Genomic DNA, 18,605 nt, shown 5'->3' with positions numbered 1-18,605 from the left:
TCGCCGCCATGGACCAGACGACAGCCATCATCGACCTCGACGTGCCCGGCCCTCGCATCTCGCGGCACGTCTACGGGCACTTCGCCGAGCACCTCGGCCGCTGCATCTACGACGGGTTCTACGTGGGCGAGGACTCCGAGATCCCGAACGAGCGCGGCATCCGCCTCGACGTCGTCGAGGCGCTGCGGGCGCTGAACATCCCCAACCTGCGCTGGCCCGGCGGGTGCTTCGCCGACGACTACCACTGGCGCGACGGCATCGGGCCGCGCGACCAGCGCCCCCGGATGGTCAACTCGCACTGGGGCGACGTCGTCGAGGACAACTCGTTCGGCACCCACGAGTTCATGGACCTGTGCGAGATGCTCGGCACCGACGCCTACATCTCCGGGAACGTCGGCTCGGGCTCGGTGGCCGAGATGAGCGAGTGGATCGAGTACCTCACCCGCGCCGACGACTCCCCGATGGCGGCCCTGCGTCGCCAGAACGGCAGGGACGAGCCGTGGAAGGTGCCGTACTTCGGCATCGGCAACGAGGCGTGGGGCTGCGGCGGCCACCTGCGCGTGGAGCAGTTCGCCTCGCTGGCCCGCCAGTACTCGACCTACGTGCGCAACCATGCGGGCAACGACGTCTACCGCATCGCGGCGGGGGCCTCGGACGGCGACCTGCACTGGACCGAGACGCTCATGAAGTCCTTCGACGACCTGGACGCCGGGGACGGCCCTGCACGGCCCTTTCAGGGCATCTCGCTGCACTACTACACGGTGACCGGTTCCTGGCAGGACAAGGGTTCCGCGACGGAGTTCGGCGAGGACGAGTGGTATCTCACCCTCGAGCGGGCGCGGTTCATGGAGCACCTGCTCACGCGGCACGGCCAGGTCATGGACCGCCACGACCCGAAGAAGCGGGTGGGCCTCGTGGTGGACGAGTGGGGCACCTGGTGGAACGCGGAGCCCGGGACCAACCCCGGCTTCCTGTACCAGCAGAACACCCTGCGCGACGCCCTCGTGGCGAGCGTGCACTTCGACGCGTTCCACCGGCACGCGGACCGGGTGGTCATGGCGAACATCGCCCAGACCGTCAACGTGCTGCAGGCGATGCTGCTCACCGACCCGGAGTCCGGCGCGTTGGTCAGGACGCCGAGCTATCACGTGTTCGAGATGAACACCGCCCACCACGACGCCGACTCGCTCGACGTCCACCTGCAGGGGGTGCCGACCCGCCCGGGCTCGACGGCGGAGCTCCCGCTGGTCTCGGCGTCGGCGTCCACCCGCGGCGACACGGCGCTGGTCTCGCTGACCAACCTGGACGCCTCAGCCGACCGGACGGTCGTGCTGGACCTGCGCGGCCGCGAGGTCACGGGACACGCCGCCCGGGTGCTCAGCGCCCCCGAGCTCGCCACGCACAACACCCCGGACGCGCCCGACGCCGTCGCGCCCGTCGCGCTGGACGCCGTCCGCCCGCACGAGCGCGGCCTCGAGGTCACCCTCCCGGCGCACTCCTACGTGACGGTCAGCCTCACCCTCACCTGACCTCCGGTGTTGTGGGCGTGATTTCTGGCCCGAATTGTCCGTTGAAACGGACGAAAAGGGCCAGAAATCACGCCCACAACGTGGCGGGGGTGGGCGTCAGGGGTGGGTGAGAGGGTGCGTCCATGAGCGTCGACGCCACCACGGTCCGAGCTGCGCGGCTGAGGGCCCAGCACCTGCGCGAACCCTCCCTGCCCGACCTGCCCACCGCCGTCGGGCACCTGCTCGCCGTCCAGGGCCAGGAGCTGCGCCCGACGCTCTGGGGCCTCAGCCGACGCCTCACGCCAGCCGCCCCCACCGGGGAGCAGGCCGCTCTCGCCACCCTCGACGACGGCGCGCTCCTGCGCACGCACGTCCTGCGGCCCACCTGGCACCTCGTGCGGCCCGACGACGCCCGCTGGCTCCTCGAGCTCACGGGCACCCGGGTGGCACGCACCATGGCGTCCACCGAGAAGCAGTGGGGGCTCGGCGACCCGGCGGCCGCGATCGACGCCGTCGCCGAGGAAGTCGCCTCCGGAGCACGCACCCGCGCCGAGCTCCGCGCCGTGCTGGTCGCCCGCGGCCTCGTCGCCCCGGACGCACCAGGCATCACCGTCACGCAGATCCTCATGCACGCCGAGCTGCGGTGCGTCGTCATCAGCGGCCCGACGGCGGACGGGCACCACACGTACGCGTCCTTCGACGAGCGCGTCCCGCCCGGCTACGGCCCGCTCGGGAGCCGGTTCGACCGGGAGTCGGCCGTGCTGGAGCTGTGGCGCCGCTACCTCCCGGGGCGCGCGTACGCCACGACCAAGGACCTCGGCCAGTGGTCCGGGCTGACGCTCTCCGAGCTGCGCGCCGGACTCGCGGTCCTGCTCGACGCCGGCGAGGCGGTCACGGTCCCCGGCGCCGACGGCCTGGACGGTCTGGAGCTCGTCAGCACCCCCGCGGTGCACGACGCCACCGCGCGGCCGGCGACCGTGGGCACCGCCGGCGCTGCGCCGTCGGGCCCTGTCGTCGACCTGCTGTGCGCCTACGACGAGCTCCTGGCGTCCTACCGGGAGACGCGCGGCATCCTGAGCGACCCGCGGGCGCCCGAGCCGGGACGTGTCGGCGCCTTCGTCCATGGGGTCGCCGTGGACGGCCTGCTAACCGCCCGGTGGCGGTGGCCCGCGCAGCCGCCGCGCGACGGTGAAATCGAGATCCAGTGGCATCGCGAACCGACGCTGGAGGAGCGTGCCGCCGTCCGGCATGCGGCGACAGTGCTCGCGGCCTACCGGGATGGAGCCGTGGCAGGCTAGGCGCGTGCAGAACTGGGCAGGCAACCTCGACTACGCGGCGCACACCCTGGCGCGGCCGTCCACCCTCGACGAGCTCGCGACAGTGCTCGCCGCCGGCGGCCCCGTGCGGCCGCTCGGGTCGCGACACTCGTTCAACGACATCGCGGACACCACCGGCACGCACATCCAGGTCGACCGGCTCGACGACGGCCGCCCGGCGGTCGATGTCGACCCGGACACCGGTGTCGTCTCCGTCAACGCCGGTCTGCGCTACGGGGAGGTGTCCCGCGCGCTCCAGCTCCAGGGCCGTGGCCTGGGCAGCCTCGCCTCGCTGCCGCACATCTCCGTGGCCGGTGCCGTCGCCACCGCGACCCACGGCTCCGGCGACACCAACCGGTCGCTCGCGGGCGACGTCGTCGGGCTCGAGATCATGACCACCGCTGGTGAGCTGCACCGCCTCAGCCGGGCCTCCGACCCGGAGGTGTTTTCCGGTGCTGTCGTCTCGCTCGGCGCTCTCGGGATCGTGACGCGCGTCGAGCTGGAGACGCGACCGACCTTCGACGTCCGCCAGGACGTCGCCGTCGACGTCCCGTGGGAGACGGTGCTCGGCGCCTTCGACGACGTCACCGGCGCCGCGTACTCCGTCAGCCTCTTCACGAGCTGGGACGAGCCGGCCGTGCGTCACGTGCTGTTCAAGTCGCTGGTCCCCGTGGAGGCGGCGGCCGGGACGAGCGAGCGCCCCGAGCCGGTGGACGGTCTGCGGTGGGCGACCACGCCCGTGCACCCGCTGCCCGGTGTCGACGCCGCGGCCTGCACGGAGCAGCTCGGTGCCGCCGGGCCGTGGCACGAACGCCTGAGCCACTTCCGGCTGGAGTTCACGCCGTCGTCCGGCGCGGAGCTGCAGACCGAGTACCTGCTGCCGCGTCGTCACGCCGTCGCCGCGATCGAGGGCGTGCGCCGGCTCGCGCCGCAGGTCGCGCCGCTGCTGCAGACCTGCGAGATCCGCACCGTCGCGGCCGACGACCTGTGGCTGAGCCCGTTCGCCGAGGACTCGGTGGCGCTGCACTTCACCTGGCACCAACGTGACGCCGAGGTGGCCGCCGTGCTGCCGGCGATCGAGGACACGTTGCTGCCGCTGGGGGCGAAGCCGCACTGGGGCAAGCTCTTCGCGATCGACCCGGCCGAGCTCGGCGCCCTCTACGCGCGGTTCGGTGACTTCAGGGCGCTCGCCGAGCGGTTCGACCCGGCGGGTCGCCTGCACGGCGGCTACCTGGCCCGACTGCTCGGCTGAGCCGGAGGTGCAGTGGAGGGTGGGGGCCGAGGTACGAGGCACTCGCCCGGAGCGCAGCCGCAGGCTCGGCCGACGAACGGCTCGGCTGAGCCGGAGGTGCAGTGGAGGGTGGGGGCCGAGGTACGAGGCACTCGCCCGGAGCGCAGCCGCAGGCTCGGCCGACGAACGGCTCGGCCGAGCAGAATCGTCCTGCCGTTGCCTGTGCGCGCTACATCCCGCATGATCGCAGGTGACGCGGTTTGACTCGACGGCTATCGACGCGGAGGCTGTGGGACTCGTGAGCACTGACAACACGACTACGGCACCACGGGAGCAGTTCACCGGGCAGGTCGGCTTCATCCTGTCGGCGATCGGCTCGGCTGTGGGCCTGGGCAATATCTGGCGCTTCCCCGGCGTGGCGTACGAGAACGGCGGGGGAGCCTTCATGGTCCCCTATCTCGTCGCCCTGCTGACGGCGGGCATCCCGATCCTCTTCCTGGACTACGCGCTGGGCCACCGGCTCCGCGGAGGGGCTCCGCAGGCCTTCCGCCGGGTGAAGAAGTGGCTGGAGAGCCTCGGCTGGTTCCAGGTGATGATCTGCGTGCTCATCGCCGTCTACTACGCGGCCGTGGTCTCCTGGGCCGCGAGCTTCTTCGTGTACTCGTTCGGACTGGAGTGGGGGGACGACCCCGCCGGCTTCTTCTTCGGCGAGCACCTCCAGGTGGCCGACGTCGGTGGCGCGGACGCATGGCTGACCTTCGACTTCGTCGCCGCCGTGCTGATCCCGCTCGTGCTCGTCTGGCTCGTGGCGATCGCCGTCCTGGCCGCCGGCGTGGTCAAGGGTGTCCAGCGTGCCAACGTCATCTTCATCCCGCTGCTGATCGTCTCGTTCGGCGCCCTGGTGGTGCGTGCGTTGTTCCTCGACGGCGCCGTCGACGGGCTCAACCTGCTCTTCACACCCGACTGGGGCGCACTCAGCGACCCGGACGTGTGGATCGCGGCCTACGGGCAGATCTTCTTCTCGCTGTCCATCGCGTTCGGCATCATGATCACCTACGCCTCGTACCGCCGTCGGCGCTCGAACATGACCGGACCAGGTCTGGTCGTGGCGTTCTCCAACTCCGGGTTCGAGCTGCTCGCCGGCCTGGGCGTCTTCGCCGCGATCGGGTTCCTGGCCATGGAGTCGGGGACAGCCGTGGCGGACCTGCCCATCGCAGGCGTCGGCCTGGCGTTCGTGACCTTCCCCGCGATCGTCTCCCAGATGCCGGCCGGCGCGTTCTTCGGCGCGCTGTTCTTCGGGTCGTTGGTGATGGCGGGGTTCACCTCGCTGATATCGATCCTGCAGGTGGTCTCCGCCGCCCTGCAGGAGAAGTTCGCGCTGTCGCGTCGGGCGGCGACCCTCGGGCTCGGCATCGTGCTCGGCCTGATCTCCGTGCTCGGCTTCAGCACCACCACGGGCCTGATCCTGCTGGACACGGCGGACGCGTTCGTCAACAACATCGGCATCGTCGCCTCGGCGATCTTCATGTGCGTCTTCGTCATCTGGATCTACCGGAGGGGACCTGAGCTGCGGTACCACCTCAACAGCGTCTCGACCCTGCCGGTGGGGCGCTGGTGGTACGTGTGCGTCGGTGCGATCGTCCCGGTGATGCTGATCGTGATGCTCACGGGCTTCATCGCGGCCCGGATCGCCGAGCCGTACGAGGGGTACGACACCACCTACCTGCTGTTCGCCGGCTGGGGTTCGGTCGCGCTGCTCGTGATCGGCGCGATCGTGCTGACGCTGCCGCGCTGGCGGAGCCGTGAGGAGTTCACCCCGTGGCCGACGTACCCGCCGACCGATACCTCTACCGCCCGGAAGGGGGCTGGCCGATGAGCACCGAAGCAATCCTGATGATGGCCGTCGCCATGGTGATCATCTGGGGAGGGCTGATCGCGAGCATCATGGCCCTCCGGGCCCGCCCGGATCGGACCGATCTCCCGCCGGGTGGCGAGGACGACCACCGCGAGGACGCGGGGATCATCGAGCACGACACGTAGGCCCTCACCGACGCAGGTAGCCCACCGCCGGGGCGTGACGGACGTCATGCCCCGGCGGTTTGGTCGCCCAGGGAATAGATATGCATACTCCTGCATAGGCGCCGATCGCCCCGACCGGGTCCGGTGCCCTCCCCTCCCGCGACCCCTCGGAGACGTCATGCGCGCTCGTCCTGCCCTGCCCCTGTCCGCGCTCACCGCGGGCATCCTCGGCGTCGCCCTGCTCGCCGGCTGCACCACCGCCTCGCAGGACCTCGCCTCCGGTGATGCCACGCCGGGCAGCGCCGACGCTGCGACCCAGGGCTACGACGTCTCCGGCATCACGACCGATGCCGACCTCGCCGCCCTCGTCCCGGACGACGTCGCCGCCGACGGAGTGCTGACGGTCGGAGCCGAGCTCTCCTACGCGCCGGCGGAGTTCGTCGCGGCCGACGGCGTCACCCCGGTCGGGTTCGACGTCGACATCGCCGCCGCGATCGCCGCGACCCTGGGCCTGGAGGCCGAGGTGGAGCCGTCCACGTTCGACGCGATCATCCCCGCCGTCGGCTCCAAGTACGAGGTGGGCATCTCCGGTTTCACGATCGATGCCGAGCGCCTGCAGGTGGTGCACATGGTCAGCTACTTCGACGCGGGCTCGCAGCTCGCCGTCGCGACCGGCAACCCCGACCAGATCGACCCGGCCGACCTGTGCGGCGTGACCGTCGGTGTGCAGACCGGCACCGTCCAGCAGGGCGCCCTGGAGGCCGCTGCCGCTGACTGCCAGGGCGCCGGCGAGGAGCCCGTCGAGATCCTGCCGTACGACTCGCAGGCCGACGTCACCACCAACCTCGTCGGAGGGAAGGTGCAGGCGATGTACGCCGACTCGCCCGTCACCGCGTATGCCGTGTCGCAGGCCGGCGGCTCGATCGAGGCGCTCGGTGCCATCACCGACGCCGCCCCCTACGGCGTCGTCGTCGCGCAGGGCGACACCGAGCTCGCCGAGGCCGTCCAGGGCGCGCTGCAGCGGCTCATGGACGACGGCACGCTGACGGAGATCCTCGACGCGTGGGGCAACGCCGACGGTGCGCTGTCCACCGCCGAGCTCGACCCCGGCGTCTGACATGAGCGTGCCCGACCTGGCCGAACCGACACGGGGCGGCACCACCGTGCCCGAGCCGCTGCGCGCCCGTCCCGTCCCGCGGCCGGGTCGCTGGGTCTCCGGGGCGATCGTCCTGGTGCTCGCCGCCATGGTGGCGCACGCCCTGGTCACCAACCCGAACTTCCGGTGGGACACCGTCTGGCTGTACCTGCGCGACGTGAACGTCGTGCGGGGTGTCGGCTGGACGCTCGTGCTGACGTTCGGGTCCATGGCGATCGCCGTGGTGCTGGCGGTCCTGCTCGCCGTGATGCGCCGCAGCGACAACCCGGTGATGCGCTGGGTCGCCTGGTGCTACATCTGGTTCTTCCGCGGCACCCCGATCTACACCCAGCTCGTGTTCTGGGGGCTGATCTCCGTGCTGTACCCGCGCCTCAGCCTCGGTGTCCCGTTCGGACCGGAGCTGCTGGTGTTCGACACACGGACCGTCATCACGGCGTTCTGGGCGGCGTTGATCGGGCTGGCGCTGAACGAGGCCGCCTACCTCGCCGAGATCGTGCGCGCCGGGCTGGGCTCGGTCGACACGGGGCAGGCGGAGGCGGCCCGGGCGCTCGGCATGAAGGAGAGCAGGATCCTGCGCCGCATCGTGCTGCCGCAGGCGATGCGCGTCATCGTGCCGCCCACCGGCAACGAGACGATCTCCATGCTCAAGACCACCTCTCTGGTGGTCGCGGTGCCGTTCACGCTGGAGATCACCTACGCCACCAGCGCCATCGGGTCGCGCACGTTCGAGCCGATCCCGCTGCTCATCGTGGCCGCCCTGTGGTACCTGCTCATCACGTCCGTCCTCATGGTCGGCCAGCACCACCTCGAGCGGTACTACGGGCGGGGGTTCGACGACGGCGGACGCGCGGGACGCCGTCGGCCCCTGCCGGCCGGACCCGGCAAGCAGGCCGCGATCCGTGCGGCCAGCACCACCCGCGACGACCCGTTTGCCGAGGTGACCCCATGATCGACGGCCAGGTGAGCACAGCACCGGCGCCGGGCACGGCAGCGCCCCCGGCCGTGGTCGAGGCCCGCGGCGTGCACAAGGTGTTCGGCCAGGGTGCCGGCGGCCTGCACGTGCTGCGCGGTGTCGACCTCACCGTGCCGCGTGGCACGGTGACGGTGATCCTCGGACCGTCGGGCTCGGGCAAGTCGACGCTCCTGCGCTGCCTCAACGAGCTGGAGGAGATCACGGCAGGCTCCGTCCACGTCGACGGCGAGCTGCTCGGGTACCGCCAGGACGCGAAGGGCGTGCTGCACCGGCTGCACCCGACGCGGATCGCCGCCCAGCGATCCCGCATCGGGATGGTGTTCCAGCGGTTCCACCTGTTCGGCCACATGACGGCGCTGGAGAACGTCATGGAGGCGCCCGTGCAGGTGCGGGGACTGTCGAAGCGGACGGCACGCACCCGCGCGCTCGAGCTGCTGGACCGTGTCGGGCTGAGCGATCGCGTCGGCCACTACCCGGCACAGCTCTCCGGCGGTCAGCAGCAGCGTGTGGCGATCGCGCGGGCCCTGGCCATGGACCCCGAGCTGATGCTGTTCGACGAGCCCACCTCGGCCCTCGACCCGGAGCTGGTGGGCGAGGTGCTGGCGGTCATGCAGGATCTCGCCGCGTCGGGCATGACGATGGTCGTGGTCACGCACGAGATCGGTTTCGCCCGCCAGGTCGCCGATCACGTGGTGTTCATGGACGACGGCGTGGTCGTCGAGCAGGGACCGCCGGCCGACGTGCTGGACCGCCCGAGCGAGCCCCGGCTGCAGGAGTTCCTCGCGCACGTCCTCTGAGCCAGGTCAGAGCCTCGAGCAGGCCGAGCCCCAGTCGGTGTGCCCGACGGCGACCTTCTTCCAGATGTGCGCCGAGTACCCCGTGGTGGTGGTCTTCGTCTTGGAGATGCTCCGCGTCATCCCGCTGCTCCACGTCGCCGAGGGGCCGGTCAGCCAGGTGCTGCCCCGGTAGCAGCTCGAGGACGACGCCGGGATCTGGTAGACGCGCAGGAACCCGCTGACGCTGCCGGAGCCGTTGTACTTCCACGAGGCGTAGATGCGCCCGCCGCTCAGGTAGACGCAGGCGGTGCCGGGGCCCTTGGTGCTGCTGCAGGAGGTGCCGGTCGACAGGGACATCGTGGTGGCGTCGGTCACCGCGGCGGTGTCCAGCGTGCTCATGAGGCGTTCTGCCTTCGGTGTGGAACAGTCCTCCACGAGATCGACCCGGTGCGTGGCCAGGTCGTCGGGAGCACCCATGGCCCGGTTGTAGTCGACGTCCACCTCGTCGGTGATCTCCACCTCCTGCAGCTCGCAGCCGCGCGTCGCCGCGTCCGCCGCCCAGTCGGTGGCCTCGGCCTCGGCCCGCTCGTCGGCCGCCCAGGACTCCCACTCGTCGGCCGGGCTCCCCGGCTCCGGCACGCCGGGCAGGTTCTGCGCCGCGGCGACCGCGACGGGGGCCGACGTGGGGGCGACGGCCAGGCCGAGCGCGAGGGCGGCAGCACCGAGACAGATGCCGGCGCGGCGGTGGACGGTTCTGCGTCGGCTCATGTCATTCTCCTCGCCCTGTCGAGCGTCGTCGTCGAGGTCGATGTCGGTGCTGCGGCGCGTGCACGAGTTGCGCTGAGCGTACCGGCCGGACAGCACGCCGCAACAGTTCTTCCCCTACCGTGTAGGGATCGTGCCCCTGCCGGCAATGTCAGGGTGATGGGTGGAAGGTTGCGGAGCGTGGACGACGCCGAGGCGCAGGAACGGCTGACCGGGCTGTGGGTCGAGCACCACGAGCAGGTCACGCGCTTCGTCGCGCGCCGAGTCGCGCCGGAGCTGGTCGAGGACGTCGTCTCCGAGTCGTTCCTCGTGGCCTGGAGGCGTCTCGACGACGTGCCGCGCGATGCCAGGCCATGGCTGTTCGGGGTGGCCCGCAACGTGCTGGCGACGCACCTGCGCACCCACGGCCGCTGGCGGGCGCTCAGCGTCCGTCTCGAGCAGCAGCCCGAGCCCGCTCGGCAGGGCGCCGACGACGTCGCCGTGGACCGGGCCGACCTGCGCCAGGCGTGGGAGCTGCTCTCCGACGGCGACCGGGAGGTCATCGCGCTCGTCGCGTGGGACGGTCTGACGGCGGTCGAGGCGGCCCGGGTGCTCGGTTGCCGACCGACCACCTTCTCCGTCCGGCTCACCCGTGCCCGCAAGCGTCTGCTCGCGTTCTCCGAGGTGCCGAGCGAGACGGCCGAGGTCCTGCAGAAGCTCCAGGAGGCGCGATGAGATCCCCGATGCTCGCCGAGCTCGCCGAGCTCGACCCCGCCCGCAACCTGGAGGCCCCGGGCAGCCCCGACGACCAGGCGCTGGCCCAGGTGCTCGCGCAGCCGCGTGTCGCCCCGGCCGGGGAGCGACGCCCGGCACTGCGCCGTCCCGGGCGTGCGGCCGCCGTCGCGAGCGCCGCGGCCGCCGCCGTGGTCGCCGTCGTCGTCACCACGGTCACGCTCGACTCCCCGGCCGCGTACGCCTCCTGGACCCCGGTGCCCGCCGGCGTCACCCCGGCCGACACGGCGCTGGCCGACGAGAGCTGCGGTGGTTCGGCCGCGGAGATCGTGGAGGGTGCCGAGGGTCCCGTCGTGCAGGAGGTGCCGGTCGCTCCGGTCCTGACGGACGTGCGGGGCGACTACACCTACGTGGTGGTGGCGGGCGAGGGCGCCTACGGCGAGTGCTTCGTCACGGCGACCGACGAGCGCGGCGCGCCGCAGGTCGTCACGTCGAGCGCCGTGGTGCCCGAGCTCGCGCTCCCGGGGCGCCGGGAGCTCACGACGCTCCAGAACGGGACGGCCTCCTGGTCCGAGGGTGACGGCGCCGAGGGGGCGCTGACGTCCGCGTTCGGCCAGGTGGGCGACGACGTCACGGCCGTCGCGCTGACGCTGACGAGCGGTGAGCGGGTCGAGGCGTCCGTGGCCGACGGTTGGTGGGCGGTGTGGGCACCGGGCGGTTCGGCGCTCGGTGAGACGGCCGAGGTCACGTACGCCGACGGCACGACGGCACGGATCCCGGTCGGGTAGCCGGGTCCGCCAGCACGGCAGATCGGTTCGGCAGGATGCGGCCAGGTCGGCACGCATGCGGACCGATCCGGCCGCATCCTGCCGACCTGATCAGTGCGCACTACCGCGGCAGCGTGAGGGTGAAGCGGCAGCCGCGCCCGCCGTCGGGCAGGGTCGTGTTGCGGACCGTCACGCTGCCACCGTGCGCCTCGGCGACGGACCGGACGATCGACAGGCCGATCCCCGCCCCACCGGAGCCAGGAGTGCGGGCCGCCGTGCCGCGCCAGCCGGCCTCGAACACGCGGGACAGGTCCGCCTCGGAGATCCCGCCGCAGCCGTCCGTCACGTGCACGACGGCGGTGGGGCCCGTCCCCGTGCCACCCGTCGTCACCTGCACGCACACCGTGCCCCCCGCTCCCGTGTGCCGCACCGCGTTGCCGATCAGGTTCCCCAGGGCCCGTGACGCCTCGCAGGCGTCCACGACGGCGACCACCTGTTCCGTCACCTCCCCGGTCAGCCGGACCCCGGCGGCCTGCGCGACCGGCGTCGCCGCCGCCAGCGCGTCGGACGCCAGGTCGCCGACGTCCGTCGGCTCACGCCGCAGCCGAAATGTCGCAGACTGCAGACGGGACAGCGCGAGCAGGTCGTCCACCATGTCGGTCATCCGACGGTTCTCGGCGAGGATCCCGGCCGCGGCGTCGGCGGGGGAGGTCACCTGGTCCTCCATCGCCTCCGTGAGCGCCCGGACCGCCGCGAGCGGTGTGCGCAGGTCGTGCGACACCCACGCGACGAGCTCCCGCCGTCGCTCCTCGACCTCCCGGTCCCGCTCCCGCGCAGCCAGCGCGGCCGTGCGCTCGGCGGTGAGGCGGTGGGTGCGCACCCCCAGTGCCGCGCCGACGCCGAGCGCCACCGGCACCGTCGCGAGGAGCAGCCACAGCACGGTCGCGGAGTCGGCCTCCGAGAGGAACATCGCCCGCGCGCTGGCGTAGACGCCGGCCGCGACCGAGGCGACCACCACCAGGGGCGCGAGCAGCGCCGCGACGGCAGGACGTCGTCGTCCCACTGCGACGACGCTGGCCGCACCGAGTGCCCCGACCGCCGCCGACACCCCGGCCGCGAGCCCGACCCCGGCGAGCGGCGTCATGATCCGACGCCGGGTGGCTCGAGGTCCCAGCGGTAGCCGACGCCGAACACCGTCACCAGCCGGACGGGCCGGGACGGGTCGGCCTCGACCTTCTCGCGCAGCCGGCGCACGTGCACGGTCACCGTGGAGCGGTCGCCGTACTCCCAGCCCCACACCTCGCGGAGCAACGACTCCCGGTCGTGCACCTCGCCCGGGCGGGCGAGGAACCAGGCAAGCAGGTCGAACTCCCGCGCGGTCAGGGTGAGCTCGCTGCCGCCGCGCACCACCCGGTGGGCGGCGACGTCGAGCTCCAGGTCACCGTCGCGCAACGTGCCCGACGGCGGCACGGGCGGTGCGCTGCCGGGTCCGGCCGGGCGGGGGGTCGCCGGGACGCCGGCGCGGCGCAGCAAGGACTGCACGCGCAGGGTCAGCTCGCGGGGGCTGAACGGCTTGGTCACGTAGTCGTCGGCGCCGACCTCGAGCCCGGTGATCCGGTCGTCCTCCTCGCCGCGAGCGGTGAGCATGACGACCGGCAGACAGGGCCGGGCTGCGCGCAGCCGACGGCACACCTCGATGCCGTCCAGACCCGGCAGCATGAGGTCGAGCACGACGGCGTCCGGCGGGCGGGCCGCGGCGGCGGTGAGCGCCCCGATCCCGTCGTCGGCGCGCTCGGCCGTCATCCCGGCGCGCTCCAGGTACGCCACCACCACGTCGGCGACGGTGGTGTCGTCGTCGACCACGAGGACCCGGACCATGCGCCCAGCGTAGGGCGACGGCGGGCCGACGGCGGGTCGCCGCACGTCATCGTGAGAAGGCCGTAAGGCACGGGTGCGCGCACCGCCGCCGACCTGCCATGACAGATGTCATGGCAGGGCCGTGACCAGGCCATCTGAACTGGTGTGCCCACGCACCGGTGCAGGCTCCGGACAACGCCCAGGATGGAATCACGTCCAACCGCACTACTGGGGAGCGCCCTTCATGTACGAGAACCTGCAGTCCTTCACCGAGTCCCTGCCGCCGCTGCTGCAGTGGGTCGGGGTGATGCTGGCCGGGGCGATCCCGTTCGTCGAGTCGTACGCCGGCTCGGCGCTGGGGATCCTGGCGGGCCTGAGCCCGGTGGTCGCGGTGCTGGCGGCCGTGGTCGGCAACGTGATCTCCATGCTGGTCTTCGTGCTGACGACCTCCCGGGTGCGCACCGCCGCCGTCTCGCGGCGAGGCAAGCCGGACTCACCGCGGCGCGCGAAGCTCCGCGAGCGGTTCGACCGCTTCGGTGTGCCGGGCGTGAGCCTGCTGGGCCAGACGGTGCTGCCCAGCCAGATCACCGCTGCCGCGATGGTGTCGTTCGGTGCCTCGCGCAACGCCGTGATCGGCTGGCAGATCGTGTCGATCATCCTGTGGGGCGTGGTGTTCGGTGTGCTGGCCACGCTCGGCGTCGACCTGCTCGCCGCCGAGCGCTGATCAGTGCAGTCCCGGCGACCGGACGCCTGCGGCCCGGGGCACTACTCCCCGGGCTCGCAGGCGACGCCGTTGCCGTTGGGATCGAGCCCCTGGCGGTAGCCAGGCTGGCCCTGCTGGATCGGCGCGACACCCGCCTCGCGGGCGCCGTCGCAGTCCCAGTACCACCACTGGGAGCCCCCGCCCCGCCGGTTCTCCTGCTCCTGCTCCTGCTGCCGGCGCTGCTCCTCGGCCTGCTGCTCGGACGCGGCGACCTCGTTCTCGCGGTTCGTCAGCGCGGCGTCCTGCTCGGCGAGCGCGTCCTCGCGCTCCTGGAGCGCCTGCTCGCGGGCCTCGAGGGCGTCGCGGCGCTCGTCGAGCGTGGTGCGGTCGGCGGCGAGCTGCTCCTCGAGGACCTTGGCGGCTTCGACCTCGCGCTGGGCGTCGGCCGCCTCCTGCCGGGCGTCGGAGGTCTGCACCATCGAGAACATGACACCGAGGATGACCCCGAGCGCCAGGCAGGCGACGGCCACGCCGGCGACCAGCATCGTCGGCGGCCGGCGCTTGCGGGTGGCACGCTCGGGCGCGGGCCCGGCGGCGCGTGACCGCTCGGCGCTGCTCGACGGCGCGGGTCGGCCGAGCGGCGGGACCGGTGTCGTGGCGTGCTCCGTCGGGTGCGGGGTGTTCGACGGCGGTGCTGCCGGCGGCGCTGTGGGCAGCGGGGGCGGGGCGGGTGCGGCAGCGGGCGGCACGGTGGGTGCCGGCGGTGCGGGTGCCGGGGCGGAGTCCTGCGACGACGCCCTGACCGGGGCGAGCACCGCCGTCGCGCCGACGTCCTGCGCCGCCGGGGCGAACGACGGGGCGGGTGCCGCCGTCGTCGGCTCCTCGACCCAGTACTCCCAACCGGGCGGCGCCGGGGGCCACGAGGGGTCGGGCGACCAGCCGGCCCCGGGTCGGAAGCCTGGTGGCACCTGCCAGCCTGGAGGGGGGTTGAACCGCACGGACATGGGACTCCTTCGAGATCGCGCGTGGCCTACTATGGCCGACGCGACCGCGCGAGTCCATGTCGGGGGCCGCTGGTAGACCTGTGACATGTTCCTGCTCAGCGACGGCGGCGACCCGCCGGCACACGCCGCGGGCCCGCGGATCGTGCACTCGGCGAGCGACCTCGTGGTCGCCGCGGAGTGCGAGCACGCTCTGCTGCGACGTCTCGACGAGGTGCTCGGACGCGCCCCCGGGCAGCAGCGGGCGCGGGACGAGATGCTGGAGCGGACGGCCGCTCTGGGGGAGTCGCACGAGCGTGCCGTGCTGGCCGACTTCGTCCAGCAGTACGGCTGGGCGTCCGGTGACGGCCCCGGTGGTGTGGTGTCGATCGCACCGCCGCGACGCATGGAGCACGACGAGCTGGCGGCGGCGCACGCCCGCACGCTCCGAGCCCTGGAGCGGGGCGCCGACGTCGTCTACCAGGCCTCGTTCTTCGACGGGCGCTTCCACGGGCGCGCGGACTTCCTGGTGCACGACGGCGGCTCGCGCTACGCGGTGTGGGACACCAAGCTGGCCCGACGGGAGAAGGTGCGGGCCGTGCTGCAGCTCGCCGCGTACGCGGACCAGCTGCTGGCGGCCGGGGTCGACCCGACGGCGCACGCCCACCTGGTGCTCGGCACCGGTGAGCGCACCGACCACCTGCTCGCGGAGGTGCTGCCGGTCTTCCGGGCGCGCCGTGACCGGCTGCTCGAGGTCGTCGAGCGGCACGTGGTCGAGGGCGCGCCGGTCGAGTGGGGCGCACCGGGGCACACCGCCTGCCGGAGCCTGGGGCAGTGCCCGGACTGCGCCGCGGCGGCGGAGGCACACTCCGACGTGCTGCTCGTCGCCGGGGTCTACGGCCCGCAGCGCGCCCGGCTGGGCGAGGCCGGGATCACCACGATGGAGGCGCTGGCCACGGCCACGTCGCCGCCGGACGGGATGAGCCCCGACCGGTTCGCCGGGCTCCGTCTCCAGGCCGGCCTGCAGCTCGGCACCGAGCCCGGCCACGGCGCGGTGAAGATCGAGACCGAGGACGGTCCGGACGAGCTGCGCTGGGCGTTGACCGACCCGCGGGCGGTGGAGCGGCTGCCCCCGCCCAGCGAGGGCGACGTCTTCTTCGACTTCGAGGGCGACCCGCTGTGGACGGCGCCCGACGGCGTGGGCTCGCCCGCGGCGTCGGGCATCGACTACCTGTTCGGCTGGGTGACGCGGGACCTCGACGCGGAGGGCCGGCCGGCGTTCCACGCGCTGTGGGCGGACTCGCTGGCCGACGAGGCGCGCGCACTCGTGGCGTTCGTGGACGCGATGGCCGAGCGCCGCCGCCGGTGGCCGGACATGCACGTCTACCACTACGCCGCGTACGAGCGAACCCACCTGCTGTCCATCGCGGCGCGGCACGGCGTGTACGAGGAGGAGGTCGACGAGCTTCTGCGGGCCGGTGTGCTCGTGGACCTGTACGCGACGGTGCGCGCCGGGCTGCGCATCTCCCACCGGTCGCGGTCGATCAAGAAGCTCGAGCCGCTGTACATGGGCGACGAGGCGGCGCGCTCCGGGGTCACGGACGCCGCGACCTCCGTGGTCGAGTACGCCGAGTACTGCGAGCTCGTCGCCGCCGGTGCGGACGTCGAGGCGGCGGAACGGCGCGCCGAGATCCTCGACTACAACCGGTACGACTGCCTGTCCACGCTCCGCCTGCTCGAGTGGCTGCGCTGGGCGCACGACCAGGTGGTGGGCCCGGTCGAGGTCCCGGTGGCCGCGCCGCTGGCCGTCCCCGAGGAGATCACGGTCGACGACGCACGGGCCGCCCGCGACCGGCTCGAGGCCGACGTGCGCGCCGCCGTCGAGCACGCGCACCCGCACGCCCCCCGGGACGTGGCAGCGGTGCGGGCGCTCAGCCTGCTCGGAGCGGGCGTCGGGTACCACCGGCGCGAGGGCAAGCCGTTCTGGCACGCACACTTCGCACGGCTCGAGCTGCCGCCCGACGAGTGGCCTGGCCGGCGTTCGGCGTCGGTGGTCGAGTCGTGCCGGGTGCTGCGGGACTGGGAGGTCGAGCCCGGCCGGCGCACGCCGTCGCGCGTCCTCGAGCTGACCTGCGCGGCGGTCGAGGGCTCCGAGCTGCGGGTCGGCGTCGGGGCGTTCCTGCTGTACGACGCACCGGGGCCGGACGTCGTCGGCGAGCTTGGGCCGCGGGCCGTGCGCGGCTGCCACGGCAAGGTCGAGATCACCGCCGTGCGCCGGGTGTCCGGCGACGGCGGCGAGCGGGACGTCTTCGTCGTGCGGGAGTCCGTGGGCCGTGACCACGAGCCGCACGCCGCGGCGCCGTCGGCGATGTCCGTCAACGGGTTCGTCCGTGCCGGGCCGCAGGAGTCCGCGACCGCAGAGGCGGCGTCGGCAGCCCTCGAGGCGTGGCGGGCCGGGGACACAAGCGGCGTCGCGATGGCCGACCGGCTACCGCCCGGTCCCATGACGGACCTGCTCCAGCGGCGCGCCCCCCGCGTGACCGGAGGGATGCCGGCACCTGCGCTGGGCGCCGACGGCGAGCCTGACGTGGTGGCGACGGTCGAGGAGGCCGTCCGCCGGCTCGACCGCTCCTACCTCGCGGTGCAAGGGCCGCCGGGGACCGGCAAGACGTACCTGGCCTCGCACGTCATCGCCGCGCTGGTGCGCGGCGGCTGGCGCATCGGCGTCGTGGCGCAGTCGCACGCTGTCGTGGGGAACCTGCTCCGCGGCGTCCTCCGGGCAGGTGTGCCGACCGAGCAGGTGGCCAAGAAGTCGTCGTCGGGCGACCCGGAGGACGCGCCGTGGCAGCCGATGGCGCCGGACCCGCTGGCAGGGTTCGCGGCGTCGGCGTGCGAGGCCGGTGACGGGTGCGTCGTCGGCGGGACGGCCTGGGACTTCGCGCACGAACGCTGGCCCGACTCCGGCCTGGACCTGCTGGTGATCGACGAGGCCGGTCAGTTCGCGATCGCGAACACGATCGCCGTCGCGCGCGCAGCGTCCCGCCTGCTGCTGCTCGGGGACCCGCAGCAGCTCCCGCAGGTCTCGCAGGGCACGCACCCCGATCCCGCGGTGGCAGGGTCGGCGCTCGGGTGGCTCGCCGACGGGCACGAGACCCTGCCCGAGGGCCTGGGGTACTTCCTGCCCGCCTCGCGGCGCATGCACCCGGAGCTGTGCGCGGGCGTCTCCGACCTCGCCTACGACGGGCGGCTGCACGCCCACGCGACCGCCCACGGCCGATCGCTCGAGGGCGTCGCGCCGGGCGTGCACGAGGTGCTCGTGGACCACGAGGGCCGCGCGGTCGCGTCGAGCGAGGAGGCCGACGAGGTGGTGCGACAGGTGCGGGCGGTGCTCGGCCGGACGTGGCTCGGCGCGGCGGGCGGCGAGCCACGGGAGATCGGGCCGGCAGACGTCATCGTGGTCGCCGCGTACAACGCGCAGGTCTGGTCGATCAGGCGCGCGTTGGAGGCCGTGGGGCTCGAGGGCGTCCCGGTCGGCACCGTCGACAAGTTCCAGGGGCAGGAGGCACCCGTCGCGATCCTGTCGATGGCGGCGTCCTCCCCGGAGGACGTGCCGCGCGGCATGGGCTTCCTGCTGAGCCGGAACCGGGTCAACGTGGCCGTCTCGCGGGGACAGTGGTGCGCGATCGTGGTCCGCTCGCCGCGGCTGACGGACTACCTGCCGAGGTCCGTGCGGGACCTGGAGCAGCTCGGGGCGTTCCTGCGGCTCCTCGCGCGGCCCCCGGCCGGCCCCGCGAGGTAGCGCAAGACCGCGCGAGGTAGCGCAGGACCGCACGAGGTAGCGCT

Annotated in this window: 16 protein-coding genes; 12 read left to right on the top strand and 4 right to left on the bottom strand. The window is 73.2% G+C overall.

The window, feature by feature from the left end; all coding sequences use genetic code 11:
* The first annotated feature begins 8 nt into the window (after positions 1 to 8).
* The 8 genes from PZC42_RS13840 to PZC42_RS13805 all read left to right on the top strand — a co-directional run bounded on the left by PZC42_RS13840 (position 9) and on the right by PZC42_RS13805 (position 9,000).
* The gene (locus tag PZC42_RS13840; RefSeq protein ID WP_277212100.1) at positions 9 to 1,529 is read left to right on the top strand and encodes an alpha-N-arabinofuranosidase; all 1,521 of its coding nucleotides are present in this window, start codon (positions 9 to 11) and stop codon (positions 1,527 to 1,529) included.
* Positions 1,530 to 1,651: 122 nt separating this feature from the next.
* Positions 1,652 to 2,806, top strand: a complete 1,155-nt coding sequence (locus tag PZC42_RS13835; RefSeq protein ID WP_277212098.1) for a winged helix DNA-binding domain-containing protein — start codon at positions 1,652 to 1,654, stop codon at positions 2,804 to 2,806.
* The gene (locus PZC42_RS13830) at positions 2,787 to 4,076 is read left to right on the top strand and encodes an FAD-binding protein (protein WP_438802957.1); all 1,290 of its coding nucleotides are present in this window, start codon (positions 2,787 to 2,789) and stop codon (positions 4,074 to 4,076) included. Before PZC42_RS13835 ends, PZC42_RS13830 begins: the two co-directional genes overlap by 20 nt.
* Positions 4,077 to 4,353: 277 nt before the next feature.
* On the top strand, positions 4,354 to 5,931 hold the full coding sequence (locus PZC42_RS13825; protein WP_277212094.1) for a sodium-dependent transporter: 1,578 nt from the start codon (positions 4,354 to 4,356) through the stop codon (positions 5,929 to 5,931).
* Positions 5,928 to 6,095: a methionine/alanine import family NSS transporter small subunit gene (locus tag PZC42_RS13820; protein WP_277212091.1), complete on the top strand. Its 168-nt coding sequence runs from the start codon at positions 5,928 to 5,930 to the stop codon at positions 6,093 to 6,095. The genes PZC42_RS13825 and PZC42_RS13820 overlap by 4 nt, the downstream gene beginning before the upstream one ends.
* Positions 6,096 to 6,252: 157 nt before the next feature.
* Positions 6,253 to 7,191: an ABC transporter substrate-binding protein gene (locus PZC42_RS13815; protein WP_277212088.1), complete on the top strand. Its 939-nt coding sequence runs from the start codon at positions 6,253 to 6,255 to the stop codon at positions 7,189 to 7,191.
* Between the two features lies 1 nt (position 7,192).
* Positions 7,193 to 8,179: an amino acid ABC transporter permease gene (locus tag PZC42_RS13810; protein ID WP_277212086.1), complete on the top strand. Its 987-nt coding sequence runs from the start codon at positions 7,193 to 7,195 to the stop codon at positions 8,177 to 8,179.
* The gene (locus PZC42_RS13805; protein WP_277212084.1) at positions 8,176 to 9,000 is read left to right on the top strand and encodes an amino acid ABC transporter ATP-binding protein; all 825 of its coding nucleotides are present in this window, start codon (positions 8,176 to 8,178) and stop codon (positions 8,998 to 9,000) included. Before PZC42_RS13810 ends, PZC42_RS13805 begins: the two co-directional genes overlap by 4 nt.
* 6 nt (positions 9,001 to 9,006) lie before the next feature.
* Here PZC42_RS13805 and PZC42_RS13800 read toward each other — a convergent pair whose 3' ends face one another.
* Entirely contained in the window at positions 9,007 to 9,747 is a 741-nt protein-coding gene (locus PZC42_RS13800) for a hypothetical protein (RefSeq protein ID WP_277212082.1), read from the bottom strand.
* A 177-nt stretch (positions 9,748 to 9,924) separates the two neighbouring features.
* Here PZC42_RS13800 and PZC42_RS13795 point away from each other — a divergent pair, with 177 nt between their 5' ends.
* On the top strand, positions 9,925 to 10,458 hold the full coding sequence (locus PZC42_RS13795) for an RNA polymerase sigma factor (protein WP_277212080.1): 534 nt from the start codon (positions 9,925 to 9,927) through the stop codon (positions 10,456 to 10,458).
* Entirely contained in the window at positions 10,455 to 11,243 is a 789-nt protein-coding gene (locus PZC42_RS13790) for a hypothetical protein (RefSeq protein ID WP_277212078.1), read from the top strand. Before PZC42_RS13795 ends, PZC42_RS13790 begins: the two co-directional genes overlap by 4 nt.
* Positions 11,244 to 11,343: 100 nt before the next feature.
* Here PZC42_RS13790 and PZC42_RS13785 read toward each other — a convergent pair whose 3' ends face one another.
* Together PZC42_RS13785 and PZC42_RS13780 are read right to left on the bottom strand one after the other, a co-directional pair.
* Positions 11,344 to 12,366 carry a sensor histidine kinase gene (locus PZC42_RS13785; RefSeq protein ID WP_277212076.1) on the bottom strand — a complete coding sequence of 341 codons (1,023 nt, stop codon included), beginning with the start codon at positions 12,364 to 12,366 and terminating at the stop codon, positions 11,344 to 11,346.
* On the bottom strand, positions 12,363 to 13,100 hold the full coding sequence (locus PZC42_RS13780; protein ID WP_277212074.1) for a response regulator transcription factor: 738 nt from the start codon (positions 13,098 to 13,100) through the stop codon (positions 12,363 to 12,365). Before PZC42_RS13780 ends, PZC42_RS13785 begins: the two co-directional genes overlap by 4 nt.
* A 223-nt stretch (positions 13,101 to 13,323) precedes the next feature.
* Here PZC42_RS13780 and PZC42_RS13775 point away from each other — a divergent pair, with 223 nt between their 5' ends.
* Positions 13,324 to 13,803: a hypothetical protein gene (locus PZC42_RS13775; RefSeq protein WP_277212072.1), complete on the top strand. Its 480-nt coding sequence runs from the start codon at positions 13,324 to 13,326 to the stop codon at positions 13,801 to 13,803.
* A gap of 41 nt (positions 13,804 to 13,844) precedes the next feature.
* On the opposite strand, the gene PZC42_RS13770 is transcribed toward PZC42_RS13775, so the two are convergent.
* Positions 13,845 to 14,786, bottom strand: a complete 942-nt coding sequence (locus PZC42_RS13770; RefSeq protein ID WP_277212070.1) for an excalibur calcium-binding domain-containing protein — start codon at positions 14,784 to 14,786, stop codon at positions 13,845 to 13,847.
* A gap of 85 nt (positions 14,787 to 14,871) precedes the next feature.
* Here PZC42_RS13770 and PZC42_RS13765 point away from each other — a divergent pair, with 85 nt between their 5' ends.
* Positions 14,872 to 18,561 carry a TM0106 family RecB-like putative nuclease gene (locus PZC42_RS13765; protein WP_277212068.1) on the top strand — a complete coding sequence of 1,230 codons (3,690 nt, stop codon included), beginning with the start codon at positions 14,872 to 14,874 and terminating at the stop codon, positions 18,559 to 18,561.
* The last annotated feature ends 44 nt before the right edge of the window (positions 18,562 to 18,605 follow it).

The organism is Isoptericola croceus (genome assembly GCF_029382255.1).
Lineage (GTDB): Bacteria > Actinomycetota > Actinomycetes > Actinomycetales > Cellulomonadaceae > Isoptericola > Isoptericola croceus.
This window is presented reverse-complemented; position numbering and strand designations above follow the sequence as displayed.